Genomic DNA, 25,908 nt, shown 5'->3' with positions numbered 1-25,908 from the left:
AAAAAGCAGAACAGTGTCTGAGTAATAATGGCTGAGTGTACCTTATCCCAGCCCCTTAAGAGTGCGAACGTAACGGTTCACATGGGCGACTGGGATAAGAATTAAATGATGAACCGAGCTAATGCCATTAAGCTAGCCTTTGCACTGTGTATGATTACTACAGCGGTCAATTTACAAGCACCGCTTTATGAAGCATTAGCAGCTCGTGATGGCCTGGGCGTCGGCGCAACGACGCTCGCTTTTGCCTGTTATGTAGCGGGCATTATGCCGATATTGCTGGGACTTAATGGTTTGGCAGAGCGGGTAGGATGCAAGCCGTTGATTATTATCGCGCTGCTCTTATGCCTCGTTGCTACTTCCCTAACATTGATCGTGCCAGGTTTGGTGGCGCTGGGGGCGGCTCGGTTTTTGCTCGGAATAGGCACCGCCCTGACATCAGCGGTTGCACCAACCTATATGCACAAGCTGCTCAATAGAGGGGGTAGCAGCATGGCAACGAAGTACGTAGCGACCAGTACTGCGCTTGGGTTTGGTCTAGGGGCGGCGGTTACCAGCCTGTTTATCTTCCATACACCAAGCGTAACGCCACCCAGTTTATGGTTGTATTTAGGCGCTGGCGTTGTCGCATTAGTGGCCGTTAGTACGTTGAAAAATACGGCTCCCAACCCTAACAAACGCGCAATGCTGCGATTGCCCAGCTACCCAGCCGGCACGCTCGGTTATGGGTTGGCTATTTTGTTTGCCTGGGCGACAGTGGGGCTAGTGATTGCTATTTTGCCTTCTGTATTACACTCACATGGTTTAACAGCCTGGAGCGGTTTTGCAACGTTCGGTATATGTAGCTGCGGAGTATTATTTCAACCTTGGGCAAGAGCATTAACGCCGACGCATGCCACGGTGTTGGGCCTTGTTATCTTACCGTTAGCCTACGGGTTGATCGCCTGGGGGGCAGTTCAAGGAATGCTGGTGGCCGTTCTGGTGGGAGCGGTTGCGGCTAGCAGCGCATGTTATGGGTTTATCTACCTGGGTGGATTAAATGGGGTGCTGAAGATAGCGGAAGCCTCACCCACCCAGGCAAGTGCAGGCTATTTTTTGATGGCTTACGTAGGATTTAGCCTGCCGGTAATCACTACGGGCGCTTTAATTGATGCTGTGGGTCATACGGTCGCCTTAATAGTTTTTGGGCTGGCGCTACTCATTGGCGCTATCGCCACTATTAGTCTGCTGCTAATCAGCCAGGCTAAAGTCCCCTGGAAGCAGCTGGGATGTAGTAGCCTTGAAAGAGGCCACTTTTAAGGAGTTTTGTTGATCAGTAAGCCACAAGACGGTGCTGCCCAATGCGTGTCTGCGGTAAACACCACATCGCATACAACGGGAGAATAGCAGCGGCGTATTTCATCATCGATACGTACACGCAGGGCGTCTTGCGCTTTCAATGAGGAGGTCGTGCCCTCATCAGGCAGCACAACATGAACCATGACATAAAGCAACCGGCCGGGCCGCACCATACGTACACGTACTTCATGGGTATGCGTGCCTGCCAGCGCCTGTTTAATAGCCTCACGCACGGGCACGGCAATCGCTTCCTCAGGCGTCTTGTTCAGCAGTTCTTTTAACGCTTGAGAAGCCATGCGCACGGGGACGCCCAAGCAGAGCACGACGACCGCTATCACTAGAATCGAGTCAATATACGCCACGAAGGTGTTCAAGCCTAACTGCTCAAATACGATGACCAGGCAAAACGCTGCAAGCACGGCCGCTGAAATCACGCTATTTACTACCCAGTTAAGCTTGTCGGCGACGATCAGCGGACTATGAACATAACGCTGGCTGCGGTGCATGACCCACGCGGTGACCGAACAGGCAAAGGTGGCAAATAATGCATAGATAACGGCAAGACCAGCGACAATCTCCCGGCCGCCTGTCAGAAGAGCGGCAATGGCATCAACCAGAGCAAAGATGGATACCCCTAGAATCAATAGCCCTTTACACAGGTTGACCAGCGACTCGAAGTAGCTGTAACCAAATGGGTAGGATTCACTATCAGGGCGGCTAGCTAATTTACTTACCTTGATCGTCACTAAAGCTACACTAAAGTAGATTAGATTAAATAACCCATCGAGCAAAATAGCCTGGGAATTGGAGGCTAGCGTCGCGGTAATACCGGCACAGCCGATCAAGAGCGCCATAAAGGCGGAAAATGCCAGCGTGCGTGCTTCTGTTTTCATGAAAGTCGTGGCTCCAACGCCAGTCGTGGAACACGCTAGCATAGCAATGTTGATGGCTTATTCACTAACGATAGCTGCGCCCACAAGGATGAACGGCGATGTATCCACAAAGAGATGTACGTGTACGCCATGCCAGGGATTTAGCCTTCAGCCTGTTAACCCCTGAAGATGCCTTTGAACTGTTGGCATTTGAAATCGCAGAGCGGGCATGGTTTGAGCAACATATCGAAGCGCGCAGGGAGCAGTTTTATACCCCACATGGTATGTCGCAGCATATTATTGAGTGTTTGGCGCTGAATGCTCAGGGCCGTATGAGCCCTCTGCTTATTCGCCATAAAGGCGTCATTATCGGGCGTGCCAATCTGCATGATATTGATCAAAACAGTGCAAGGGTCGGTTATCGCCTTGCTGAAAATGCCTGTGGGCAAGGGATCGCTCACAAAGCGCTTAACCATCTGATGAAAGAGGCCCGCTGTATTTATGGTCTGGATACGCTGACAGCGACCGTTTCCGTTGACAATAAGGCTTCTCAGCGCGTGCTGGAAAAAGCGAAGTTCACGGTAGTTGATAAATTGCCGACTTATTCCCAGGTGGTCGACCAGCGTCTGGGCTGCGTGGTGTATCAGTGTGCCCTGAGGGAAAAGGTCGAGTGCCCGTAAGTTCAAGCCGTGCCAGTATGGGCTGATCGTCTTTTGGTAAGGGTTAACAACGTGTACTAACCTTTAAGCGCATTGATGGATAAAAATTACGCCAACGGGAGGGTTAAAAATGCCTATGCTGAGCGTCGGCACGGAGCAAGGTACGCCGGTAGAGCTTTATTACGAAGTATACGGTGCAGGTAAGCCCGTGGTACTTATTCACGGCTGGCCATTAAGCGGCCGTTCTTGGGAAAAGCAGGTACGCGCGTTGGTAAAAGCGGGCTATAAGATCATTACGTACGACCGCCGTGGGTTTGGCTGGTCTACCCAGGCAGACGGTGGGTATGACTACGATACGTTGGCTGCCGACCTGAAAAAGTTGATTGATAAGCTTGATCTCCACGATGCCACGCTAGTGGGCTTCTCAATGGGCGGTGGTGAAGTGGCCCGTTATCTTGGAAGCTACGGCACGGGTCGTGTAACGAAAGGCGTATTTGCCGCCGCTGTACCGCCTTACCTTTATAAGGCAGACGACAACCCGGATGGTGGGTTAGATGATGCAACCATTAACGGCTTTCTTGATGGCGTAAGTGGTGACCGTCTGGCTTTCCTGGAAGATTTCACCAAAGACTTTTTCTCGACCGCCGAAAACAGCGATTTAATTAGCGAACCTAACCGGTTATATCATCGCGATATCGCTGCCTTTGCTTCGCCGCTAGCCACTTATGAATGTGTAAAAGCGTTTAGCTATACCGACTTTCGCAAAGACCTGCCTAAAATCGATGTGCCTACGCTAGTACTCCATGGCGACGGCGATCAGATCGTTCCGTTTGAGGTCAGCGGTAAGCGTGCCGCCGAGCTTTTACCTAAAGTGCAAACGCATGTCATTAAAGGCGGCCCGCATGCAATTAACGCAACCCATACCGATGAGTTTAATAAAGCGCTGATCAATTTTCTTAATGCTTAACGGCTAATTACTGAAAGCGCTTCTAACGCCGCCTATCAAGGCGGCGTTTTCGTTGGAAGAATCAAACAGTAGACTTCTTCAAGACAGAAAATCGGTTAAAACACTATATTGTATTTTTTATTCATAAAGTGCAATTATGGCGCCTGCGATCGACTCATCAATCAATAACGACAATCGTCAGATACGGCGGCTGAACTATGCACAATATTGAGAAGCTAACCCACTACGCGCATGGCTATTTGTCGTTCAAGGGCCATGATTACGCGATTATCGAACTGCCCAAATTACTCGGCGAGACGCTTCACAAGCTGCCCTATGTGCTGCGCCTTCTGCTTGAAAATATTATGCGTAATACGACGGGGGAGGAGCGTAAGCGCAGTGCTCAAGCGCTTTTGAGGTGGCTGGAAAACGGCACGAGCAGTGATGAAATCGCCTTTCAGCCGGGGCGGATATTGATGCACGATACAACGAGTACACCTGCGTTAGTGGATATTGCCGCTATGCGTGACGCTGTACGTGAGGCGGGTGGTGACCCTGAAGTTCTTAAGCCGCATTTACCGGTAGATGTTTCTGTAGATCATTCGCTTGCTGTAGAGGTGTTCGCCAGCAGCAGCGCCTCAGAAGACAACCTTCAGCACGAAATGCGCCGTAACCACGAGCGGTATCGTTTTTTACGCTGGGCCTCTAGTGCACTTGAAGGCGTGACCATTCACCCGCCGGGCACCGGTATTATGCACACGCTAAACCTTGAGCAACTGGCCACCGTCGTAACCACTCAAGAGCGTGGCGGCGAACGCTGGATGGTGCCCGATACGATGATAGGTACTGATAGCCATACGCCAATGATTAACGGCATTGGTGTATTGGGCTGGGGAACAGGTGGCCTGGAGGCGGAAACGGTAATGTTTGGTGTACCCACCATGTTGCGCATTCCTGACGTGGTGGGGGTTAAGTTGACAGGCACACTGGCGCCGCAAGCACAGGCCACCGACTTGGCACTGATAGTTACTCAGCGCCTGAGGGCGCTGAACGTAACAGGCAAGTTCGTTGAGTTTTTTGGGACGGGCGTGAGCACATTAACGGCCGGTGATCGTGCTGTTGTGGCTAATATGGCGCCTGAGTACGGTGCCACTACCGGTTTTTTTGCGGTGGATGAGCAAACCCTCCGCTATCTTGACCAAACAGGGCGTTCAAAAGAAGCCGTTGCACGGGTAAAACACTACTGCAAAGCGACAGGGCTTTGGTTTGAAGCCGATGAGCAGCCGACTTACACACAGTGTATAGAAATTGATTTAAGCGGTATTGGTGTACAGGTAGCCGGGCCTGCGCGACCCCAGGATGTGCATGACTACACCGACGTGGGAGCGGTGTTGTCACAGCTTGGATTTAAGCCAAGTGCAGCACCTCACCGCGCAGTTTCAAATCTGCCCCGCCATCCCGTAGCGATTGCCGCCATTACCAGTTGCACCAACACGAGCGACCCACGCCTTATTATCACCGCAGGGCTATTGGCCAGAAATGCTCGCCGCTATGGGTTAACACCGCCTGCTTGGGTAAAAACCTCGCTTGCCCCAGGCTCGCCAGCAGCGGCTACCTATCTCAAGCGGGCAGGGCTAATGGAAGATCTGGCCGCTATCGGCTTTGATATCGTCGGGTATGGTTGTACCACCTGCATCGGTAACTCGGGGCCATTGATCCCAGAGATCAGACAGGCACAGGAAGCAGGCAACTGCCGTGCAGTAGCGATGCTGTCGGGTAATCGTAACTTCCCAGGACGCGTGCACCCAGATCTTGACCTGGGTTTTATCATGTCGCCTGCGCTGGTTGTGGGTTTTGCCTTGGCAGGTAATGCCGAGCATGATTTCAAAAAGCCACTGGCGGAGTATGACGGTAGGAATATCTACCTGAGTGACCTATGTCCTGCCAGGGAAGAAGTCGATGCCGCGTTAGCCAAGGCGCTGAACGCTGCCGATTTTGCAAAAGATTTCAAACACGCAAGCCGCAATGCCTGTTGGGAGGCTTTGGATGCGCCTAAAACAGCAACCTTCCCATGGGAGGAAGCCTCTAACACGCTGCGCCGCCCACCGTTTGCTGCGGTATCCGAGGGCAGTCAGCTAGGCCATTACACTGCTTACCCGCTGCTGATAGTCGGTGATGATGTCACGACCGACCATATCTCACCTGCCAGTGCCATTCCGGCTGATAGTCGTGTCGCTGACTATCTGGTTGAGCGCGGTGAACGTCGTGACGATCTAAACGTTTTTGCCTCACGCCGGGGCAATTGGGAGGTCATGGTAAGGGCCGCCTTCCACAGCAAGACGTTAAAAAACTATCTTGCCCCTGGTGCGCCGGTTGCACACACGCGTCATCTACCCAGCGGCGATGTTATGCCTCTTTTTGAGGCAGCTAGGCGCTACCGTGAGGCCAATGAATCCGTTGTGATCGTCGCGGGTGAGCGCTACGGTATGGGGTCATCGCGAGACTGGGCTGCAAAAGGGCAGCGGTTGCTGGGCGTTCGTGCGGTACTTGCCGCAAGTTTTGAGCGTATTCACCGCTCAAACCTGATCGGTATGGGAATTTTGCCGCTGAGCTTACCCGCGGGCGTTAGCTCAACCACGCTGAATATTGAACCGGGTGATCAAATCGAAATTCAGGCGCAGGCCGATACGCTAACCCCTCGCGCCCGGATTCAAGTTAATATTTTAAGAGCGCAAGGCGAGATAGAGTCGCTAATGGCTATCGCCCAGGTCGATACGCAGGCAGAAATTGCACTGCTTAAAGAAGGCGGCGTTATTCCCTCTCTACTGAAAAAACATTGGCCTGATTAATACTGGCCAAACCCTTCATAAGGAAAGTGATAAGTGAACGATATTAACCGGTTAAGAGATCTAATGGCGCCTACCGGCGTGTTGCGCACCACTATTAACGTGGGTAACCCCATTTTGGCCGGGCTCGATGCCGATCAGCAGCCCTATGGCGTTTCGGTTGATTTGGCAAAGATGATTGCGCACCGGCTGGGCGTTGAGCTTGAGCTTCAAGTATATGCCTCCGCCGGTGAGGCCGTTGCCGTTGTCAGCGATGAAAAGGCCGATATGGGCTTTTTTGCGCTAGACCCCAAGCGTGCTGAAAGTATTCAATTTACCGCGCCCTATGTGCTGATTGAAGGCTGCTATCTGGTGCGCGAGGATTCGCCAATTACTGATCAGCAAGAGGCTGACCGCCATGGTCAGAAGATCGTGGTTGGTAAGGGCAGTGCTTATGATCTTTACCTTAGCCGCGCTATTCAATACGCCGAGCTGGTTAGAGCACCTACTTCTCCGAAAGTGGTGGAGTTTTTTATTGAACACAAGCTGGATATCGCCGCAGGCGTGAAGCAGCAGCTGGAAGCGGGTATTGAGGAGTTTGGTGGTTTGCGGCTGTTGCCTGGGCACTTTATGACGATCCAGCAGGCGATGGGCGTTCCGAAAAACCGGCCCCAGGAAGCCGCCGATTTTCTGTCCGCGTTTATTGAAGAGGCGAAGGCGGAAGGGGAGGTTGCTCGCTTGTTAGCCAAGCATAATATTCAGGGTGCCTCGGTCGCGCCAAGCGCTTAAAGGATGGGTCGTGGCTAATAGTGCATCACCCCTTACCGCTGAGCTTTTGGCAAAGCGTATTCACACGTTGATTAATGAAGAGGCTATACCCGTAGGGAGCCACCTGACGGAGGCGAGCTATGTAACGAAATTGAAGGTCTCGCGGACGCCCATTCGTGCGGCCTTTCAGTTTTTGGAAGAGCAGGGGGTGGTGAAGCGCCAGCCTAATCGTGGCTTCTTTTTAGTGGATACCAAGCGTGGGCTTTTTGCCGATGCTGACGAGCCGCTAGAGCAAGGGTCTTCCATCTCGCCACTGTGTTTTACGATTGGCGTCGATTATTTAAATAAGCAGATCGCCGGGAAAATTACCGAGGCGGAACTTGCCAAGAAATATACGCTTGGTCGCAGCACGATTCTTCAAGCGATGCATGCCATGGAGGCTGAAGGCTGGGTGTCCAGGCTTTTGGGCTATGGCTGGGAATTTAACGAGTTCTTAACCTCTCAAGCAACGTATGATCAGTGTTTTCGTTTTCGTCTGTTAATTGAGCCCGCCGCGTTAAGAGAGCCTGGCTACCAGGTTAATGAAAAAGTCTTCGGCCAGTTAAGGCAGTCATTAATTGAGGCCGTGTCTGAAGAAGGTAGCACGATCTCTGAGCGTCAAATGTATATAAACGGCACCTACTTCCATGAAAGCATCGTTAACGGCTCAAATAACCAGTTTCTGATTGAGAGCCTTAAGCGCGCTAATAGGCTGCGTCGCCTAATTGAATACCACGTATATGCCCGGCGTGAATCGCCAGTGCCTGAGTATAAAGAGCACTTGGCGATTCTTGACCTGCTGGAGGCGGGGGATAATCAACAAGCGGCTGTTTATCTAACGGAACACCTGGAGCGAACGCGTCAGGAAAAAATGCGCATTGCCGAGGGCATCTTTACCCGTTAATAGCACGGTTTAGAACGCTGAGTGCTTCTTGTATGTGCAGCTTCGCCTACATGACTTATTCCTCAATCCACACGGCATCGCCTTTGAATTCAGCCTGCCAGGTACGTAGCTTGACGCTTTCGTTCTCCATGCACTGGCCATCTTCTAAACGAAAGTGCTGTTTGTAGATAGGTGAAGCCACCACGGCCGCGCCCTTTATATCGCCCACAATGCCGTGGGCGATGACGTTGGCGTTGGAAAACGGATCGTGGTGGTCAATGGCGTAAAGCTCGCGCGGGTAGCCCGGCAAGTAGAACAGCGCGACTTGCTTTGGCCCCTGGGGCGTTTCAAGCCACGCAGCAACCCCGGAAAACGCGACCAGATCGGCTTTACTGCACAGTCTCTGGCCAGCTGGTGCCTGCCTGCTTGGCGTAACAGCTGTGTGCTTCATTGCGGTAGCGGTCATAAATAGCCCTTTGGGAGAATGATGATTAGGCAGGCCGTAGCTGGCCGCGCTCACTGGTCATGATGATCGATGGGTCCGGGCGGCTATCGTTGACGTAGCTTCTAAAGCGCTTGAGTTTGTCCGGGTCGCTGATAGCGCCTGCCCACTCGCACTGATAGTTATCCACCACAGTTTGCATCTGGCGCTCGAGTTCGTTGCCCATGCCCAAGCTGTCATCGAGAATTACCTCTTTAAGGTAATCCAGCCCGCCTTCCAGGTTTTCCCGCCATACCGAGGTGCGTTGCAAGCGATCCGCTGTGCGTACGTAAAACATCAAAAAGCGATCGATGGTGCGGTAGAGCGCTTCGTCGTCAAGGTCGGTTGCAAACAGCTCTGCATGGCGCGGGCGCATGCCGCCGTTGCCACATACGTAGAGGTTCCAACCGTTTTCAGTGGCAATAATCCCGATATCCTTGCTCTGCGCTTCGGCGCACTCGCGGGTACAGCCCGATACGCCAAACTTGATTTTATGCGGTGCGCGCAGGCCCTTGTAGCGGTTCTCAAGCTTGATCGCCATGCCCACACTGTCCTGTACGCCGTAGCGGCACCAAGTACTGCCCACACAGGATTTAACCGTACGTAATGACTTGCCATAGGCATGACCGGTTTCAAAGCCGGCTTCGATCAGCTCGCCCCAGATATCGGGTAAATCTTCCAGGCGGGCGCCGAACAGGTCAATTCGCTGGCCGCCGGTGATCTTGGTATAAAGGCTGTATTTTTGGGCCACCTGGCCCAGCACTACCAGTTTATCCGGCGTGATTTCCCCGCCTGCGATGCGCGGTACCACCGAGTAGGTGCCATTTTTCTGCATATTGGCCATGAAGGTGTCATTGGTATCCTGCAGCGGGATATGCGCGGCATCGGTAATCGGCTCGTTAAAGCAGGAGGCGAGTATGGAGCCCACCGCAGGCTTGCAGATATCACAGCCCAGACGGTGAGCGCTAGGTGTGCCGTGCTTTTCAATCAGCTCGCTGAAGGTCTTGATTCCCTCGACGCGAACAATGTCGTAAAGCTCCTGGCGGGTGTGCTGAAAGTGCTCGCAAATCGACTTGTCCACCTCAACACCGCGTGCAGCCAGCTCATGATCCACCACGCTTTTCAAAAGCGACGCACAGCCGCCGCAGCCGGTGCTGGCGCGAGTGTTGCCTTTTACTGCCGCTAAGTCGCTGGCACCTGCGTCTATGGCCGCACAAATGCTGGCCTTGGTGACGTTATGGCACGAGCAGATCATTGCGGTGTCCGGCAGCGCATCCGGGCCAAGTGCCGGGGCGGCGCCACTTTGCGGCAGAATCAGTGAGGCGGGCTCTTTGGGTAGCTCGATACCGTTGGCGTAGTACTGAAGCAGGGTGTCGTAAGCGCTGTTATCGCCCACCAGCATGGCGCCCAGAAGCTTTTTACCGTCGCTTGAAACCACCATCTTGCGGTAAATCTGAGTAAGCGGGTCAAGGTAGCGAAACATCCGCGCGCCGGGGTTTTGGTTGCCGTGAGCATCGCCAATCGAGCCAACATCCACGCCCAAAAGCTTGAGCTTGGTGCTCATGTCGGCACCTTTAAAACGCGTCTCGCCTTGAGTTAAGGTCGAAAGCGCCGCTTTAGCCATTTGATAACCAGGCGCTACCAGGCCAAAAATACTCTGATTCCATAGCGCCACTTCGCCAATGGCTAGAATCGCGGGGTCGCTGGTTTGGCACTGATCGTCAATTACCACGCCGCCGCGTTCGCCGACCTCCAGGCCGCACTCCCGGGCCAGCTGATCACGCGGGCGAATGCCTGCCGAGAAAACGATCAGGTCGGTTTCAAGCACTTTACCGTCTTGGAAGACCATGCGATGGCGGCTTGCCTCGCCATCTTCTATACGCTGGGTAGCCCGCTCGGTCAGCACTTGAACACCCAAGGCTTCGATTTTTTCGCGCAGCAGCTCGCCGCCCTCAGCATCCACCTGCATGGGCATCAGGCGCGGGGCGAACTCGATCACCGCGGTTTCCAGATCCAAACCGCGTAACGCATTGGCCGCTTCCAGACCTAACAGGCCGCCGCCCACCACTACGCCGGTGGTCGCGCTTTGAGATGCATCGCGGATGGCGTCCAGGTCGTCCAGCGTGCGATAAACCAGGCAGCCTTCGCGATCATTACCGGGAATGGGCGGCACGAAGGGGTAGGAGCCGGTGGCCAGTACCAAGTGATCATAGGCGTAATTGCCGCGTTCGGTGGCGACTGTTTTTGCAGCGCGGTCGATGGATACAACCGCTTCGCAGCTGTTGAACGTAACGCCGTGGCGTGCATAGTAATCGGCATCGCAGAGGGCCAGCGCTTCGGCATCGCGGCCTTTGAAGTATTCGGAAAGATGCACACGGTCATAAGCGCGGTGGCGCTCTTCGCCAAACACGGTGACGTTCATCTGCGCTAGGGCGCCGTTTTCAATCAATTGCTCGACCAGGTGGTGGCCGACCATACCGTTACCAATAATAACCACGTTGCGTTTAGAGGTGGTGGACATGGCTAAGCTGCCTCCAGCGTCGATGAGGGAGTGGGCGGGTTATCGAAAAGCAGGGCGTTGGCATCGGCTTCACCAAACAACAACGCCTGGCGGCAGGCGGAAAGATCGGTTTTTGCCAACGCCTGAGCGAAGTACCAAGGGCCGGAATGAGTGTCGCCATACAGTACGGCGCCTTCCAGCTGGCCGTTGCGCAGTAACAGGCGGCGATAATCGCCGCTTTCCGGGTCTCTGTAATGCAGTACTTCGTGTTCTGGCGTAGCCTCTGTGGGGCCAAACGTGTAGAGGGCCACGCCGCTAATTTTAAGCTTGGTCGCGGTCGGCGCCTCACTATAGCGGGCGCTGCCATCGCCACACAGCGTGTTGGCCAAGACATCTACCTGGCGCCAGATCGGCTCGACCAGGCCGTAGGTGTGCTGCTCGAACTGGCAGCACTCACCCAACGCATGAATAAGCGGGTCTGAAGTGGTGAGCGTGTCATCGACCATAATGGCGCGCTGTGTCGTCAGGCCTGCCTGATGCCCCAATTCCGCATTAGGCGTAACCCCTGTCGCCACAATGACGCTCTGGGCAGGCATGCGCTGGCCATCCTCCAGTACAACGGCGGCTAAGCTGCCAGCGCCGTCGTCTTCAAAGTGGCTGATGCGTGCGTGGGTTAAAATATTTAAACCACGCTTGGCAAGCGTCGTTTCGAGGAGTTCGGCGGCCATGCTATCCAGCTGACGATTCATTAACCGCTCGCTGCGCTGTAGAACGCTGACGCTGGCGCCACGCTTGCGAAGCCCTTCGGCGGCCTCAAGCCCTAACAGGCCGCCACCTACCACGACACACTGACCGCCCCGTAGGGCAAGCTCGGCGAGCGTGTCGGCATCTTGCAGAGTACGAAACCCATACACACCTTTAAGGCCAATGCCGGGCACCTCGGGTAGCGTTGGGCGTGAGCCGGTGGCAATCACGAGGCGGTCATAAGCCAGCGTGCGGCAGCTGGTTACTACACACTGCTTTTCACGGCCAATCTTCAGCACACGTTCATTCAGGTGCAGGGTAATACCTTGCTCGGCGTACCACTGCATATCCCGCAATGCGAGAGCGCTAGGCGGCATTTCATCGGCGAGCAGTGGCGATAGCAGTATCCGGTTATAGGCGGGTGATGCTTCAGCGCCAATCACCGTTATCTGCTTGGGTCGATGAGGCAATTTAACAACGGCCTCTAGCAGTCGATGGCTCGCCATGCCGTTGCCGATAATGACTAAGTGATCATTAGACGAGCACCGAGAGATAGGTATCATAGGTTGCTCCTTACTGTTTAGCGCTTGGCTGCATCACTTGGCTGCAAATACCTGGCCGCGATAAACGCTTTAGTGGCGCAGCGCTGAAGAAAACACCCAACAAAGAAAGCCCCTGATACAGCGCTCCAGGCAAGTGTATTGCCAGGAAAGCAGTATCAGGGGCTTCATTGCCCGGTAGCTGAGGCTAAACCCGTGAGTTGGGTTAAGCGCAGAGCAGCCACCGTTGGCTGCCAGCTAAGCTTAAATTTATCTATTCAGTACAGGGCAATTTATCAGCCAAATATTGGCCATTTTCAGTTTTTGTATTTTTAATCAATAATTTAATTAAAGTGGGCAGGTTAACGATATCATCTTTTCAGCCGCCTGAGCTCAGCCTGCGCACGTTATTGGTGCGCTAGGTGGTAAGGGTGCACCGTGAATAGCCAGCGGCAGAAAGATAGATGCCTGCAAGGTAAGCCAGCAGGTGTTTTTTTGTATTTTAACCTTCTGTTTAAAAATGATTTTTTATTTTATTTGGCTTGTTGGCGCAGGCCTTGCTATTACCTTGTCAACAAGTAACAAAGCACAGACAGGTTTATCGGCACAATAAAATGCAGCCATCGGGTTTGACGGGCAAATAACAACGCTAACGCCATCAGACGACAGGCTATTAACAAGTGTGCTCAATGCCAGCAGTGCAACATTTGGCACCGGTGCAGGTGTCCCTGAGACAACGGCGTCCAGGCAGGCTTCTTTGAGGCTAGCTTGGATGCCTTTTGCTTTTTAAGCGGGAGGAAATCAGTATGTCCCAGGCCACACGCTCGGCTTGTAAAGTAAACACGACGTGCCCTTATTGCGGTGTCGGCTGTGGTGTCACCGCTACCATGGCCGACGGCGTCCTCAGCGCCGTTGAAGGCGACCGTGATCATCCTGCCAACTTTGGGCGGCTCTGCGTCAAAGGCTCAGCACTTCACGAAACCCTCGGCCACCATGACCGGCTCACAACGCCCTGGGTCGATGGGCAGGCGGTTGACTGGAATGTGGCGTTGACTACCTTGGCTGAGCGACTGCAGGCGACTCGGGCGGCCTATGGCGCTGAATCTGTCGCCGCGTACCTTTCAGGGCAGTTACTAACCGAAGATTACTATGTGGCCAATAAGCTGTTTAAAGGCTTTTTAGGCACGCCGCATCTGGATACCAACTCGCGGCTCTGCATGGCCTCCGCCGTGGCGGCTTACAAGCGCTCGCTGGGCGCGGACGCCGTCCCCTGCAACTATGAAGATCTCGAAGAGGCTGAACTGGTCGTGCTGGTGGGCTCGAATCTGGCCTGGAACCATCCGGTACTTTATCAGCGCTTGAAGGTCGCCAAAACGCGCAATCCGCTGATGCGAGTGGTGGTTATCGACCCGCGCGTAACCGACAGTTGCGAGATTGCCGATCTCTATTTGGGCATCGCACCTGGCAGCGATGCGGTGCTATTTAACGGCCTGCTAGCCTGGATGGCTGAGAATAATAAGTTGGATCAGCTTTATCTGGATCGCCATACAGAAAGTTTCGACGAAGCGCTGCTGGCCGCGAGCCACCACGATATAAATGACGTGGCGGCTATGTGTGATATTGACCCTGAGCGGCTGGAAACTTTTTACTACTGGTTTGCCAGTCAACTCCATGTCGTAACGCTCTATTCCCAGGGCGTCAACCAGTCCACAAGCGGTACTGATAAGTGCAATGCGATCATCAATTGCCACCTGGCGGGCGGCAAAATCGGCTTGCCGGGGGCGGGGCCTTTCTCGATTACCGGCCAGCCTAATGCCATGGGCGGGCGCGAGGTGGGTGGGCTTGCCAACCAGCTGGCCGCGCATATGGACTACCACACGTCAGGCGCCTTGGACCGAGTTACGCACTTCTGGGCGACTGAAACGCTAACTCCCGAATTGCCCCAAGCGCCCGGCTATAAAGCGATTGAGCTTTTTGACGCGGTTGAGCGAGGCGAGATAAAGGCGCTTTGGATAATGGCTACCAACCCGGCGGTCAGCTTGCCGGATGCCGTCCGCGTGCGGCGCGCGCTTGAAAAATGCCCGTTGGTGATTGTGTCTGAATGCGCAAGCCATACCGATCTGCTGGCGTACGCCGATATCATTCTGCCCGCTACAGGATGGTCTGAAAAAGACGGCACGGTCACCAATTCCGAGCGGCGTATTTCGCGCCAGCGTGGTTTGCTACCCGCTCCTGGGCAGGCGCGCCACGACTGGTGGATTATTTGCGAAACCGCCAAACGTTTAGGCTTTCATGAGGCGTTTGACTATACCCATCCCCATGAAATTTTCGACGAGCACGCGCGCCTTTCTGGCTTCGAGAATGACGGGGAGAGCAAACGGCTTTTCGATATTTCCGGCCTGGTGGGGCTTGGGCGCGAGGGCTACGACGCGCTGGCGCCGATTCAGTGGCCGGTTACGTGTTCAGCACCTCACGGAACGGCACGGCTATTTGAAGACGGTGAATTCGCCACGCACAATGGACGTGCCAAATTCATTGCGGTAACGCCGCGCTTGCCGGAGCAACGCTTGAGTGATGCCTATCCGTTACGCCTGAATACCGGGCGTATCCGTGATCAGTGGCATACCATGACCCGAACGGCACGCGCACCCCGGTTGATGAATCACCGCTATGAGCCGTTTATCGAACTTCACCCAAACGATGCCGCGAACTATGGCATTGGCGACCAGCAGCTGGCAGTATTGTCCGCCCCGAGCGGCGCGTACCGGGGGCGGGTGCGCATCTCAAACGCTCAGCGCCGTGGCGAGGTGTTTATTCCCATGCACTGGAGCGATGCGTTCAGTAAATCAGCGCGTAGCGGCGCCATGCTGAAAGCCATTACCGACCCCATTTCAGGTCAGCCGGAAGCCAAGCACGGCGCGGTGGCGCTGGCGCCGCTTAAAACGGCTTGGGAGGCAACGCTGTTGATTGCCCAACCATTAGAGGATAATAGCCAGCAGGAAGCGCCCCCGTGGTGTAAAAGCGATTACTGGGCGCGTGTGCCCATGCAGGGCTGCCAGCGCTGGCAGCTGGCAGATGCAAAGCCGGTACACAACTGGCTGGCGCTACTGGCTAAATGGCTACCTGACGAAGCTTCCTTGTGGTGTGAAGACAGCGGCAATGGTCGCCTGCGCGCTGCGGCTATTGTGCAAGGCAAGCTGCGCTGGTGGCTGATGGTCGGCCCGCCGCGCGAGTTGCCCGGGCTTGCCTGGCTTGAAGCGCGTTTTAACGAGACGACCATAAGCGATAAGCACCGGCGCCGACTGCTGGCGGGGGGGGAATATGGCGCCGCCGATACCGGCCCTGTGGTATGTAGCTGCCACCAGGTGGGCCAAGCGGCCATTGTTAATGCCATTCGTGCTGGCGATACCAGCGTTGAAGCGCTGGGCGCACGGCTTGCCTGTGGAACCCAATGCGGTAGTTGTTTGCCTGAATTGAAGTCCCTGATTGAAGAGGAGCGTTCACATGCGCGTGCTAAGCAAGCGTCTTATACAGAAGTGGCCTGAGGCCACGTTGCGCTTTACGCAGCGCGTGCTGTCGCCGTTCCAGCGCTCCACGCGCAGCGCCTCAAGCACTCCTTCGCTTAAGCTGCGGGGCGAATGTACTGCCGGGCATGTGTATCTGGTCGGTGCGGGCAGCGGGGATATGGAGCTGTTAACGCTGAAAGCCGCTCGGCTGTTAATGCAGGCCGATGCTATCGTGTATGATCGCTTGGTAGGCGACGATGTGCTGGGGCTGATTCCGCTTTCAGCCGAGCGCTATTACGTTGGCAAGGCCAGCGGCCACCACAGCATGCCCCAGGCAGAAATTGGTGCCTTAATGGTCAAGCTGGCGACCGCTGGCAAATCGGTGGTGCGCTTGAAAGGCGGTGACCCCGGCATATTTGCGCGTATGGGCGAAGAACTTGCCGCCCTGGCTGGCGCGAATGTGCCCGCACACATCGTGCCTGGCATTACCGCGGCGTCTGCTGCTGCCGCGAGCCTGGGGATTCCGCTAACTGACCGAGGCCATTCCCAACAGTTGCGCTTTATTACCGCACAGCTATGCCGTGAGGGCGGCGCGCCCGACTGGCAAACCCTGGCTCGCCGCGATGAAACCCTGGTGTTTTATATGGGGCTTTCCAAGGTAGAGGCCATTTGCGCAGGGCTACGCCAGGCTGGGCTGCCCGATGAGTGGCCGATTATGCTGGTAGCCAATGCCAGCCTGCCCGAACAGCAGGCGTTGGTGGGCACGCTTAAAGATATGCCCCAGCGCTTGGCGGACCACCCGCTGCCATCGCCCTGCGTTATTCTGGTGGGCAGCGTCGTGAGCCTGGTCGCAAACAGCCCCGCTAATGCGCTTTCTTCAGCGGGCATCATCGAAGCGGTCGACCCGACATAGCGTCGGGAATAGACGCATCCACAGGCCGACCACTGCCAGCGTGCCTACGCCGCCGATCACCGCGGCGGGCACCACGCCAAACCCGGCGGCCATACTGCCCGCGCGGAACTCGCCTAATTCATTACTTGAGCCAATAAACAGCATATTAACGGCGTTGACCCTGCCGCGCATTTCATCTGGCGTGGCTAGCTGAATCACAGTGGTGCGCACATAAACGCTGATCATATCGGCCGCACCTGCTACCAGCATAGCGATCATCGACACCCAGAACAGGGTGGAGAACGCAAACACCAGATTCGCCAGGCCGAACACGGCCACGGCGGCAAACATCACGTGTCCGGCGCGCCGCTTGATGCCGCGAACGCCAAGATAAAGCCCCATCAATAGCGCACCCACCGCTATTGCGCTACGCAGTGCGCCTAGCCCTTCAGGACCCACATGCAAGACTTCCTGAGCGTAAATAGGCAGTAGCGCCACAACGCCGCCCAGCAGCACAGCAAACAGATCCAGGGAAATGGCGCCCAGAATAATCGGCTGATAGCGGATATAACGAATGCCTGCGGAAAAACGCTTCCAGGCCGTGCTTTCCAATACCTGAGTTTTCTCAACATAGCGCACCGGTACCAGCACCAGTAAGACAAGCGCGACAATAAAGCAGCCCAAGCAGACGGTATAGGCCAAGCTACCGCCGCCCACACTGTAAAGCACGCCGCCCAGCAATGGCCCGCTGATCACAGCAACTTTCATGATGGAGCTGTTCAGCGCAATGGCCTGGGCCAGCTGGGCACGGGGTACAATATTGGGCAACAGGCTTTGAAGCGTAGGGCCAGTAAAGGCCCGGGCGCAGCCAAACAGGGCCAGCACGGCATAGAATTCAATGACGCTACCGTGGTTGGCCTGCGCCAATAAAAGCAGCAGGGCACTACAGATAGCCTGTACCGCCCAGCTCATTTGCAGGATGCGCTTGCGAGGAAAGCGGTCAACCACATCCCCCGCGGGCAGCAGTAAAATCACCATAGGCAGAAACTGCGCAAGCCCCACATAGGCAAGCGACATGGCATCACGGGTAATGTCATATACCTGCCAGGCCACCACAATAGCCTGAATTTGCATGGCAAAAACGGCGGCAAGGCGGGAGAGAAGAAAGCTCAAAAAGCCCGGTTGGCGATGAATGGGAAGCAGCGGAGCATCGGTAGCCGCAAGCGTGTCGTTATGTGTGGGCATGGGCGGTATCTTTGTTAGCAAGCGAATTTTTTATAATTCTATCGCTTATGAAGCCAAACGTGGATCAAAAAGCCCGTAAATTCCGCCTGTTTAACACCAAACCTATTAAAAGCTTTTAAAGGGATGGTTGAAGTCACGCGATGGCTGCCCCATGGTTATTAACACGCTATCAATAGAAAAGGATGCCAATGATGCAAAATGTCATGCCTAACCCCGGTTTCGGTACCTTTCGCCTGGAAGGCAATACGCTTAAAGAGAGCATCTATGCTGCGCTTGAAGCGGGCTACCGTCATATCGACACCGCTCAGTTTTACGGTAACGAGAAGGGCGTTGGCGAGGCGATCCGCGACAGCAGCGTGCCGCGTGGCGACATCTTTTTAACCACCAAAGTGTGGTTCGACAACCTGGAGCCACAGCGCTTGAAAGAAAGCGTTGATGAAAGCCTTGAAAAGCTCGGCACCGATTACGTTGACCTGCTGCTGATCCATTGGCCATCGCCGGACAACGAAGTGCCGATGGAAGACTATCTGGCCGCTCTCAAAGAGGTCAAAGCGGTGGGTAAGGCGCGCCATATCGGCGTATCCAACTTCACTATTGCACAGCTTGATAAGGCAGTGGAGATTTTAGGTAAAGGCGAAATCCTGACCAACCAGATTGAAGTGCATCCTTTCCTCCAAAACCGCAAGCTGGTTGAGCGCTGCGAACAGCACGGTATCCAGGTAACTGCCTTTATGCCGCTGGCGGTAGGCAAGGTAATGGAAGATGCCACCCTCAAGCAGATCGCTGATGCGCATAGCGTAACGCCTGCACAAATTGCCCTGGCCTGGGTTAATCAGCGCAACATGATCACGATTCCCTCTTCCACCAAAGCACATAATATCCAAAGCAATATTGCCGCGTTTGATCTTGTGCTAAGCGAAAGTGAAATGGCCGGCATTGCCAAGCTGGATCACAAGGAACGTATCGCTAACCCTGACTTTGCACCCGTCTGGGATGAGTGATTTTCAGTGAGTGCTTTGGAACATTAAGTATTTCGTAATGTCCTAGCGGTGCCTGTTTTAGCAGGCACCTTTTTGTATAAATTCGCTTTACAGGAAGATTCCATGAAGCAACACAAGATTCGCGACAACGCGCTCAAAGCGCAGCTACGAACCCCCATGTTCAAGATGCAGCAACAAACGCCCAAAAAGGGCAAAGGCAGCTACTCCCGTAAAGGGCGCCAGGCCCTGCGGGGGTATCGCCAAGCCGCTTGATCAGGCGTTTTGGCAATACTCCTGCTCCGCCCGGGTATAGGGCAACTCACTTAGCGATAGCCTTTCGCCTGCAGGTGAAATAAATGGGCGTAGCGGCCATTGATCGCCAGTAACGCTTCATGGGTGCCGTGTTCAATAATCTCTCCTTGATCAATGACCAGGATGAGATCCGCGCTGCGTACGGTCGAGAAGCGGTGCGAGATGAGAATCGTCATTTTATCGCGGCTATGCTGGCGAAAACGGGTAAATACATCGGCTTCAGCGGCGGCGTCCATGGCGGCGGTGGGCTCATCCAGCACCAAAATATCGGCCTCTTCGCGCATATAGGCGCGGGAGAGCGCTATCTTTTGCCACTGCCCGCCGGAGAGTTCCTGGCCATCTTTAAACCAGCGGCCTAACTGGGTGTTATAGCCTTGGGGCATACGTTTGATAAAGCTATCAGCCATGCCGTTGTGGGCCGCTTGCTGCCAGCGCGCTTCATCGTTAAACGCGTGAATGTCGCCAACGCCCAGGTTTTCGCCCACCGGCAGCTGATAGCGCACAAAGTCCTGAAAAATGACCCCAACACGTTTACGTAGCGCACTGGTTTCCCAGTCTCGCAGATCACTCCCATCCAGCAGGATTCGGCCTTGCGTGGGGTTGTAAAGCCGCGTTAACAGCTTAATGAGCGTGGTTTTCCCCGAGCCGTTTTCACCTACCAACGCAAGGCTTTGACCAGGTGACAGGTGCAGCGAGATGTGCTGTAACACCTGTTTGCCACCTGGGTAGGCAAAGCTCACGTCTTCAAAGCGCAGCCCGTCGCCGGGCAGAGCCCCTTGTTTGAGTGTGCCGCCTTCCTGCTGGGTAGGCTGTTCCAGATATTCATAGAGATTGGAAAGATAAAGGTTGTCTTCGTACATGCCGCTGATCGCCGTGAGGCTTGCAGAAAGCGCGGATTGCCCCTGTTTGAATACCATCAAGTACATGGCCATCTGGCCCAGGGTGATAGTGCCTGCAATCGTCTCGATTACCACCCAGCCGTAAGCGGCATAAAACGTCAGCGTGCCTAGCAGGCCAAGCAAAAAGCCCCAGCCCTCGCGGCGCAGCGTTAGGCGGCGGTCTTCCGTGAACAGGCGGTTAAAAATGTCGCGGTAACGTTGTAAAAACAGTGGCTCAAGACCAAACAGTTTGACCTCTTTAATGCTGTCTTCACGGGCCAGTACCGTCTCCAGGTAGCCCTGCATGCGCGTCTCGGGCGAGCGTCGGCGAAATAGCCGAAAGGCATCGCCTGAAAATTTGGCTTCTGAAATAAACACCGGCAGGGCGCCGACCACCAGTATCAACAGCGCCCAGGGAGAAAACTGAACGAGCAGTACGCTAAAGCTGACCAGCGAGATGGCGTTTTGCAATAGCCCGAAGGTTTTATTCACTAACGCCAAAGGGCGCGTGGAGGCTTCGCGTCGAGCGCGTGTCAGCTGATCATACAGTTCTGAATCTTCGAACTGGCTTAATGACAGCGTGCCCGCTTTTTCTAAAATCATCACATTCACTTTCTGGCCCAGCAGCGCACGAAGTAGTGACTGTTGGGCAGAAAGCCCGCGCTGGGCCAAGGCAATAAGCGCAATGATAAGTGCCTCTAAAGCGACAAGCTCAAGTACGGGGGTGATAGTGACTATCAGATTTGCGGCGCTGTTATCGCGATAGGTTTCCATCGCGCTTACTACACCATCAACAATCAGTTGGCCCACCCAAGCACCAGCGGCAGGCAATACGCCGGCCACCAGGGTGCAGAGCGCCAGCCCGAACATCATCCAGCGGGATGTTTCCCAAACAAGGCCGAGAGCTCGCTGGCTGTAGCGAAAGACGTTGAAAAAACCGTTAACCGACGTGTCGGTAGGGGAAGAAAACAGTGGAGGCATAGAGCGTTAGCGTAAACAGTAGCCAAAAGGGGCTACCATGATGCGCGGCTTGCAATGCAATAGCCAATTCAACCGCCGAGAGACGTTAAATACTCGGCGGTTGAGGGCATGTGGTATGGGGGAGCGGGCATTAAGGGATGATAAATGCGCCATACAGAAGAGCGGCCATTACGACAAACGCGGGGTGGAGGCTAAAGCGTACCAGAGCAATAACGGCAACGACGCCGATAATCAACGTATGTATCCAGCCGGCGCCATTGACACCTTCCAGCAGAAAGCCGAGGGTTAGCCAGGCCATCATGATCGCAATCACTGGGCGTACCCATTGGCTCATACGCTTGACTTGAGGCGATTCGCGATGACGATACAAAAGTCCCAGCGCGGCGATCATCAGCAACATTGAAGGAACCACTGTTGCCGCTATGGCAACCGCGGCACCGCCGATACCGGCCACTTCATAACCCACGTACCCGGCCATTTTAGTGGCGATCGGGCTAGGCAACGCATTGCCAAGGGCTAGCGTTTCAGCAAAGCCTTGCGATGTCATCCAGCCATAGCGGCCTACCACTTCGGCTTCAAGCAGAGGAATAATGGCCGGTCCACCGCCATAGCCGACAATGTTAGGAATAAAAAACGCAAGGAACAGCTCCCAATAAATCATGCTGAGCGCTCCGCTTTTTTCATCTTGGAAGGACGTAACAGCGCAGCGAGTAAAATCGCGCCGATAATAAAGCCAGGGTGAATGCCCAGCCAATAAATCAACACGCCAGCAACAATCGCCATCAGGCTACTGACAAGCCAACCCATGGCTTTTTGCGATTTATCAAAGAAGTCCCAGGCCAATTGCCCCATCATTACCATGACAACAGGCACCACCGCTTGCCCCATTCCGCGGATCCAGGCGACATCCTGATAGCGACTAAAAACCCCCAGCATGACGATCATGGCGATTACCATGGGTAAACTAACTGCAATAATGGAGAGGGCACAGCCCAGAATGCCGCCAACGCGATAGCCAATGTAGCCAGGCATTTTAGTGGCGATAGGACCGGGGAGCGTATTGCCAATCGCCAATATATCGGCAAACTCTTCATCAGTTAGCCATTTGTAGCGCGTAACGGCCTCTGCATGTACCAGCGGTATCATGGAGGGGCCGCCGCCAAAGCCGAAAATACCGACACGGAAAAAGGCCCAGAACAGGGCGGTCTGTTTCATTTGAGCGGCATACCGGTATGAGTAGTCAAGAAAAACATATTTTTCTCTTTTTTATCGTTTATTCATTAAAAATCGATTATTAGCTGAGGTAGAATATAGGCGAGTGCGTTAATCGTCGTCAACACTGAATAATTAACACGCGCGTCACGGTGGATGAAAGGATTTACCATGAACCAATACATTCAGCCCTCTGCAAGCACGGCCTCAAGTCGAATTTACGATGTCTTGCGCAAAGACTTGGTCGGTGGACGCTTTGCAGCTGGCGAAAAGCTGGCCATCAATGCGTTAAAAGAGCATTACCAGGTAGGTTTGAGCCCTCTGCGCGAGGCCCTGAACAAGCTGGCGGCCTATGGTCTGCTGATCCAGGAAAACCAGCGGGGCTTTCGAGTGCCCACACTTTCCCGTGATGAGCTCGATGATATCGCACAGATGCGCTTGGCGCTTGAGGGAATGGCGTTTGAACAGGCGATCGTTAACGGCGATGCCGCTTGGGAAGCCGACCTGCTGGCAGCGGAGCATCGGCTTAAATGCGCAGATATAACCCTGGATAAAGACGATGAGTGGGAAAAGCTGCATACCCAGTTCCATCGTACCTTGGTGGCTCCCTGTGGCTCTGTCTGGCTATTGCGGTTCATTGAACAGTTACACGATCAGTTTGACCGCTATCGCCGCTTGGGGCCCAAGATGCCGGTGATTCGCCAAGAGTTGGATCAACAGCACCATGAGCTGGTAGAGCTTGCCTTAAAGCGCGATGCGCAGGCCGCGCGAACGCTTCTGGATGAACATATTCGCAAATCTTATGATGTAGCGCTGCAGTGTTTTCTGGAACACGGCTAGGCAGTTGAAAAGGTCCGTGAGTTTCAGCGGCTATAAGGGTGTACACTGGCGCGTATCAGACACGTGACAGCGCAGGCGTAAACGAGTAATGCAATATTCAGATGAGGTAGTTGCCCAGCAGACATTGAAATGGGTACGTAATTTTATTGTTGCCCATAACGTGTGTCCCTTCGCCCAGCGTGAAGTAGAGCGTGACTCTATTCGTGTCGAAGTGGTGCGCTCTAAAAAGCTTGAAGTGGCGCTGGAAGAGCTGATGGCGGAAGTGCAGTGGCTTGATGAGCATCCGGAAACCGAAACTACGCTGCTAGTGTTCCCAACGCTTTTCAAGCATTTTGAGCATTATCTGGACTATGTGGAGCTGGCCGAAAGTATTCTGGCCGAGCAGGGCTACGAAGGCATTTACCAGCTAGCGACTTTTCACCCTGACTACTGCTTTGAAGACGCCGACCCAGACGACGCTTCGAACTACACCAACCGCTCTCCCTACGCGATGGTGCATCTACTGCGCGAAGCGAGCGTAGAAAAAGCCATTGAGTTTTACGGCGATACCTCGGTGATCCCTGAGCGCAACATCGAGCACCTGAACACCATTGGCAGTGAAGAAGCCGAACGCTGTCTGCAGAAGGCGCTGAATCAGGAGGCCGATTAGCCAGTTCTCTGGGACAAGTCTGACAAAGGTTGATGCGCCGGGCAGCGTGAGCTGCCCGGGCAGAAAGGCGGCAAAAGAGCCTAGAATGCTTCCCATTCAGGCTCTGCCGATACCGGCTTGTGAAGCGTGGAGGGCTTACTGCGCGGTAGAGCGGGGGCGGGCTTGGCAGCGGGTACTGATTTCAATAAGCCGGGCTGCTCTCCATGGGACAGCTTGAACGCACCGACAAGCTGCGCCAGACGCGTAGCTTCATCTTCAAGCGAGGCGGAGGCCGTGCTGGTCGCTTCCACCAGTGATACGTTTTCCTGGGTAGCGGAATCCATCTGCGCAATGGCCGTACTGATCTGGGCAATTCCCGATTCCTGCTCCTTGGCCGCCAGAGCCAGCTCCTGCATCATATCAGTCACGTGGCGAATAGCGGTATTAACCTGGCCCATGCTTTCGCCGTTATGCATGGCCTGGTTGGCGCCTTCGGCGATGCGCTGGGCAATGTCCTCAATCATCGTGCGGATTTCCTTCGATGAGTTGGAGGTCTTGGTGGCGAGCGAGCGCACTTCACTGGCCACCACGGCAAAGCCACGGCCGTGCTCACCGGCACGGGCCGCTTCGACGGAAGCGTTTAGCGCCAGAATATTGGTCTGGAAGGCGATCGAGTCGATCACCTGAACAATGTCATGAACCTTCTGCGAATCCTCCTCAAGATCACGCATCCAGTCGCTGGCACGCTGGGCTTCGGTTTGACCCTGCTCAGCTTTTTGCGCGGCGGTCACCGTCAGTTTTTCCGCTTGGGTTGCCGTGTCGGCGTTCTGCCGGACGATGGATGAGATCTCATCCATGCTGGCTGCTGTCTGCTGAATGGCGGCCGCCTGTTGCTCAGTACGCGAAGCGAGGTCCTGACTGCCGCTGGCAATTTCCTGGGAGCTTGCTGCCACGGCCCGGCTACTGTGCCCAAGCGTTGCAATCATCTGCTGCAGCTGGGATTGCATGGCGCTCATAGCGCTATATAGTCGGCCTATTTCATTGCGTCCACGTGCTTCGATGGCATTGGTTAAATCGCCTTGGGCGACGCGTTCGCAAAGCGTTACTGCGCGTTGCAAAGGAGTGGCTACCAAACGGTTAATACCTATTTGAACCAGCAGGTAAGTAATTAACGCAATGGCGATCAGAGCACCACTTATCACCATATCGCGATTAAGCGTGGCCTGGGCTTGGGAAGCCGTTGCCTGGGCAAACGTCTGGGCGTAGGCGTTAAAGTTACGCACGCTTTGGGTAAACGTATCAAACTGTGCGTTAAGCCGTTCGCGGTGGGCCATCAGGACTGTGAAGTCGCCCCGCTCCATATCATTATGAAACGTTGGGTTGATCAGGCGCTCATACTCGCTGATAAGCGAGGCAACCAGCGGTGCACGGGGCGAGTTGCTAGGTATAGGAATAGATCTGAACTCATCGAATCGGCTGTTGGCCCGCTTCAGTGCTGCCTGGGCAAGCCCCAGCGACTGTTCGGCCAGCGTCGCGTTGCCCTGTCCGGTATAGTCCTGATAGCGTGCAAGACGCACTCTGACTTCCATCAGGTTGACTTCGGCACGGTTAATATAGGCTACCTGTCGGGCAGCCACTTCATCCAGCTCGGTTAGATTTTTGACTGCGTTTCTCTCCGCTTGTATACCAAGCGCTGCCACCACTACCAACATTAAAACCAGCAAACCTAATGCCCCTGCCAGGGCATATTTTACGGGTAGATCTTTCATTGCGTTAGGGACTCACTCAGAAGGGGAAAGGCTAACGCAATGAACGAATCAGCCCATTACGTTAGCTATCATAT

General features: G+C 54.6%; 21 protein-coding genes. 12 read left to right on the top strand and 9 right to left on the bottom strand.

Features of this window, described 5'->3' with window-relative positions:
* Positions 1-108: 108 nt before the first annotated feature.
* A complete protein-coding gene (locus ELY38_RS01405; protein ID WP_127060131.1) occupies positions 109-1,296 on the top strand; it encodes an MFS transporter in 1,188 nt (395 codons plus the stop codon).
* Here ELY38_RS01405 and ELY38_RS01400 read toward each other — a convergent pair.
* A complete protein-coding gene (locus ELY38_RS01400; protein WP_127059736.1) occupies positions 1,293-2,228 on the bottom strand; it encodes a cation diffusion facilitator family transporter in 936 nt (311 codons plus the stop codon). The two genes, ELY38_RS01405 and ELY38_RS01400, sit on opposite strands and share 4 nt — an antisense overlap.
* 98 nt (positions 2,229-2,326) lie before the next feature.
* Between ELY38_RS01400 and ELY38_RS01395 the strand changes: the two genes are divergently transcribed.
* The 5 genes from ELY38_RS01395 (at position 2,327) to ELY38_RS01375 (ending at position 8,348) form a co-directional block, all read left to right on the top strand.
* The gene (locus ELY38_RS01395) at positions 2,327-2,887 is read left to right on the top strand and encodes a GNAT family N-acetyltransferase (RefSeq protein ID WP_127059735.1); all 561 of its coding nucleotides are present in this window, start codon (positions 2,327-2,329) and stop codon (positions 2,885-2,887) included.
* A 109-nt stretch (positions 2,888-2,996) separates the two neighbouring features.
* Positions 2,997-3,833, top strand: a complete 837-nt coding sequence (locus tag ELY38_RS01390; protein WP_127059734.1) for an alpha/beta fold hydrolase — start codon at positions 2,997-2,999, stop codon at positions 3,831-3,833.
* Positions 3,834-4,030: 197 nt separating this feature from the next.
* On the top strand, positions 4,031-6,661 hold the full coding sequence (gene acnA, locus ELY38_RS01385) for an aconitate hydratase AcnA (protein ID WP_127059733.1): 2,631 nt from the start codon (positions 4,031-4,033) through the stop codon (positions 6,659-6,661).
* Positions 6,662-6,694: 33 nt separating this feature from the next.
* The gene (locus ELY38_RS01380) at positions 6,695-7,426 is read left to right on the top strand and encodes an ABC transporter substrate-binding protein (RefSeq protein ID WP_127059732.1); all 732 of its coding nucleotides are present in this window, start codon (positions 6,695-6,697) and stop codon (positions 7,424-7,426) included.
* A gap of 10 nt (positions 7,427-7,436) precedes the next feature.
* Complete coding sequence (locus ELY38_RS01375; protein ID WP_127059731.1) at positions 7,437-8,348, top strand: GntR family transcriptional regulator; 912 nt, start codon at positions 7,437-7,439, stop codon at positions 8,346-8,348.
* A gap of 55 nt (positions 8,349-8,403) precedes the next feature.
* On the opposite strand, the gene nirD is transcribed toward ELY38_RS01375, so the two are convergent.
* From nirD to ELY38_RS01360, 3 genes are read right to left on the bottom strand one after another with little or no spacing between them, the layout of a single operon-like run.
* The gene (gene nirD / locus ELY38_RS01370; RefSeq protein WP_127059730.1) at positions 8,404-8,793 is read right to left on the bottom strand and encodes a nitrite reductase small subunit NirD; all 390 of its coding nucleotides are present in this window, start codon (positions 8,791-8,793) and stop codon (positions 8,404-8,406) included.
* Between the two features lie 25 nt (positions 8,794-8,818).
* Positions 8,819-11,329 (bottom strand): nitrite reductase large subunit NirB, encoded by a 2,511-nt coding sequence (gene nirB, locus ELY38_RS01365; RefSeq protein WP_127059729.1) that lies wholly within the window; start codon positions 11,327-11,329, stop codon positions 8,819-8,821.
* A 2-nt stretch (positions 11,330-11,331) separates the two neighbouring features.
* Entirely contained in the window at positions 11,332-12,615 is a 1,284-nt protein-coding gene (locus ELY38_RS01360; RefSeq protein ID WP_127059728.1) for an NAD(P)/FAD-dependent oxidoreductase, read from the bottom strand.
* Positions 12,616-13,397: 782 nt separating this feature from the next.
* Between ELY38_RS01360 and ELY38_RS01355 the strand changes: the two genes are divergently transcribed.
* Both ELY38_RS01355 and cobA read left to right on the top strand, forming a co-directional pair.
* Entirely contained in the window at positions 13,398-16,136 is a 2,739-nt protein-coding gene (locus ELY38_RS01355; RefSeq protein WP_127059727.1) for a nitrate reductase, read from the top strand.
* The gene (gene cobA, locus ELY38_RS01350) at positions 16,096-17,010 is read left to right on the top strand and encodes a uroporphyrinogen-III C-methyltransferase (RefSeq protein ID WP_127059726.1); all 915 of its coding nucleotides are present in this window, start codon (positions 16,096-16,098) and stop codon (positions 17,008-17,010) included. Before ELY38_RS01355 ends, cobA begins: the two co-directional genes overlap by 41 nt.
* On the opposite strand, the gene ELY38_RS01345 is transcribed toward cobA, so the two are convergent.
* A complete protein-coding gene (locus tag ELY38_RS01345) occupies positions 16,975-18,234 on the bottom strand; it encodes an MFS transporter (RefSeq protein ID WP_127059725.1) in 1,260 nt (419 codons plus the stop codon). The genes cobA and ELY38_RS01345 overlap by 36 nt on opposite strands.
* Positions 18,235-18,416: 182 nt before the next feature.
* Here ELY38_RS01345 and dkgB point away from each other — a divergent pair, with 182 nt between their 5' ends.
* Positions 18,417-19,235, top strand: a complete 819-nt coding sequence (dkgB, locus tag ELY38_RS01340; protein WP_185858898.1) for a 2,5-didehydrogluconate reductase DkgB — start codon at positions 18,417-18,419, stop codon at positions 19,233-19,235.
* A 102-nt stretch (positions 19,236-19,337) separates the two neighbouring features.
* Positions 19,338-19,487: an alternative ribosome rescue factor ArfA gene (arfA, locus tag ELY38_RS01335; protein WP_127059723.1), complete on the top strand. Its 150-nt coding sequence runs from the start codon at positions 19,338-19,340 to the stop codon at positions 19,485-19,487.
* 50 nt (positions 19,488-19,537) lie between these two features.
* Here the strand turns inward: arfA and ELY38_RS01330 are convergent, their stop codons facing one another.
* The 3 genes from ELY38_RS01330 to ELY38_RS01320 form a co-directional block, all read right to left on the bottom strand.
* On the bottom strand, positions 19,538-21,385 hold the full coding sequence (locus ELY38_RS01330; protein WP_127059722.1) for an ABC transporter ATP-binding protein: 1,848 nt from the start codon (positions 21,383-21,385) through the stop codon (positions 19,538-19,540).
* Between the two features lie 130 nt (positions 21,386-21,515).
* Complete coding sequence (locus tag ELY38_RS01325) at positions 21,516-22,046, bottom strand: chromate transporter (protein ID WP_127059721.1); 531 nt, start codon at positions 22,044-22,046, stop codon at positions 21,516-21,518.
* Positions 22,043-22,600 (bottom strand): chromate transporter, encoded by a 558-nt coding sequence (locus ELY38_RS01320; protein WP_127059720.1) that lies wholly within the window; start codon positions 22,598-22,600, stop codon positions 22,043-22,045. The genes ELY38_RS01325 and ELY38_RS01320 overlap by 4 nt, the downstream gene beginning before the upstream one ends.
* 168 nt (positions 22,601-22,768) lie before the next feature.
* Here ELY38_RS01320 and ELY38_RS01315 point away from each other — a divergent pair, with 168 nt between their 5' ends.
* The gene (locus tag ELY38_RS01315) at positions 22,769-23,437 is read left to right on the top strand and encodes a GntR family transcriptional regulator (RefSeq protein ID WP_127059719.1); all 669 of its coding nucleotides are present in this window, start codon (positions 22,769-22,771) and stop codon (positions 23,435-23,437) included.
* Between the two features lie 88 nt (positions 23,438-23,525).
* A complete protein-coding gene (locus ELY38_RS01310) occupies positions 23,526-24,086 on the top strand; it encodes a DUF1415 domain-containing protein (RefSeq protein WP_127059718.1) in 561 nt (186 codons plus the stop codon).
* A gap of 80 nt (positions 24,087-24,166) precedes the next feature.
* On the opposite strand, the gene ELY38_RS01305 is transcribed toward ELY38_RS01310, so the two are convergent.
* On the bottom strand, positions 24,167-25,834 hold the full coding sequence (locus ELY38_RS01305) for a methyl-accepting chemotaxis protein (protein ID WP_127059717.1): 1,668 nt from the start codon (positions 25,832-25,834) through the stop codon (positions 24,167-24,169).
* Positions 25,835-25,908: the final 74 nt, after the last annotated feature.

Origin of the sequence: Vreelandella nanhaiensis, from assembly GCF_003990185.1 — a bacterium.
Classification (GTDB): Bacteria; Pseudomonadota; Gammaproteobacteria; order Pseudomonadales; family Halomonadaceae; genus Vreelandella; species Vreelandella nanhaiensis.
Note: the sequence above shows the minus strand (reverse complement) of the source record. Positions and strands in the feature narration are given on the sequence as shown.

Excerpts from the sequence above, each read along its gene's own strand:
- ELY38_RS01405 (WP_127060131.1), top strand. The coding sequence starts at position 109 with ATGAACCGAGCTAATGCCATTAAGCTAGCCTTTGCACTGTGTATGATT.
- ELY38_RS01400 (WP_127059736.1), bottom strand. The coding sequence starts at position 2,228 with ATGAAAACAGAAGCACGCACGCTGGCATTTTCCGCCTTTATGGCGCTC.
- ELY38_RS01395 (WP_127059735.1), top strand. The coding sequence starts at position 2,327 with ATGTATCCACAAAGAGATGTACGTGTACGCCATGCCAGGGATTTAGCC.
- ELY38_RS01390 (WP_127059734.1), top strand. The coding sequence starts at position 2,997 with ATGCCTATGCTGAGCGTCGGCACGGAGCAAGGTACGCCGGTAGAGCTT.
- acnA (WP_127059733.1), top strand. The coding sequence starts at position 4,031 with ATGCACAATATTGAGAAGCTAACCCACTACGCGCATGGCTATTTGTCG.
- nirD (WP_127059730.1), bottom strand. The coding sequence starts at position 8,793 with ATGACCGCTACCGCAATGAAGCACACAGCTGTTACGCCAAGCAGGCAG.
- nirB (WP_127059729.1), bottom strand. The coding sequence starts at position 11,329 with ATGTCCACCACCTCTAAACGCAACGTGGTTATTATTGGTAACGGTATG.
- ELY38_RS01360 (WP_127059728.1), bottom strand. The coding sequence starts at position 12,615 with ATGATACCTATCTCTCGGTGCTCGTCTAATGATCACTTAGTCATTATC.
- ELY38_RS01355 (WP_127059727.1), top strand. The coding sequence starts at position 13,398 with ATGTCCCAGGCCACACGCTCGGCTTGTAAAGTAAACACGACGTGCCCT.
- cobA (WP_127059726.1), top strand. The coding sequence starts at position 16,096 with ATGCGCGTGCTAAGCAAGCGTCTTATACAGAAGTGGCCTGAGGCCACG.
- ELY38_RS01345 (WP_127059725.1), bottom strand. The coding sequence starts at position 18,234 with ATGCCCACACATAACGACACGCTTGCGGCTACCGATGCTCCGCTGCTT.
- dkgB (WP_185858898.1), top strand. The coding sequence starts at position 18,417 with ATGCCAATGATGCAAAATGTCATGCCTAACCCCGGTTTCGGTACCTTT.
- arfA (WP_127059723.1), top strand. The coding sequence starts at position 19,338 with ATGAAGCAACACAAGATTCGCGACAACGCGCTCAAAGCGCAGCTACGA.
- ELY38_RS01330 (WP_127059722.1), bottom strand. The coding sequence starts at position 21,385 with ATGCCTCCACTGTTTTCTTCCCCTACCGACACGTCGGTTAACGGTTTT.
- ELY38_RS01325 (WP_127059721.1), bottom strand. The coding sequence starts at position 22,046 with ATGATTTATTGGGAGCTGTTCCTTGCGTTTTTTATTCCTAACATTGTC.
- ELY38_RS01320 (WP_127059720.1), bottom strand. The coding sequence starts at position 22,600 with ATGAAACAGACCGCCCTGTTCTGGGCCTTTTTCCGTGTCGGTATTTTC.
- ELY38_RS01315 (WP_127059719.1), top strand. The coding sequence starts at position 22,769 with ATGAACCAATACATTCAGCCCTCTGCAAGCACGGCCTCAAGTCGAATT.
- ELY38_RS01310 (WP_127059718.1), top strand. The coding sequence starts at position 23,526 with ATGCAATATTCAGATGAGGTAGTTGCCCAGCAGACATTGAAATGGGTA.
- ELY38_RS01305 (WP_127059717.1), bottom strand. The coding sequence starts at position 25,834 with ATGAAAGATCTACCCGTAAAATATGCCCTGGCAGGGGCATTAGGTTTG.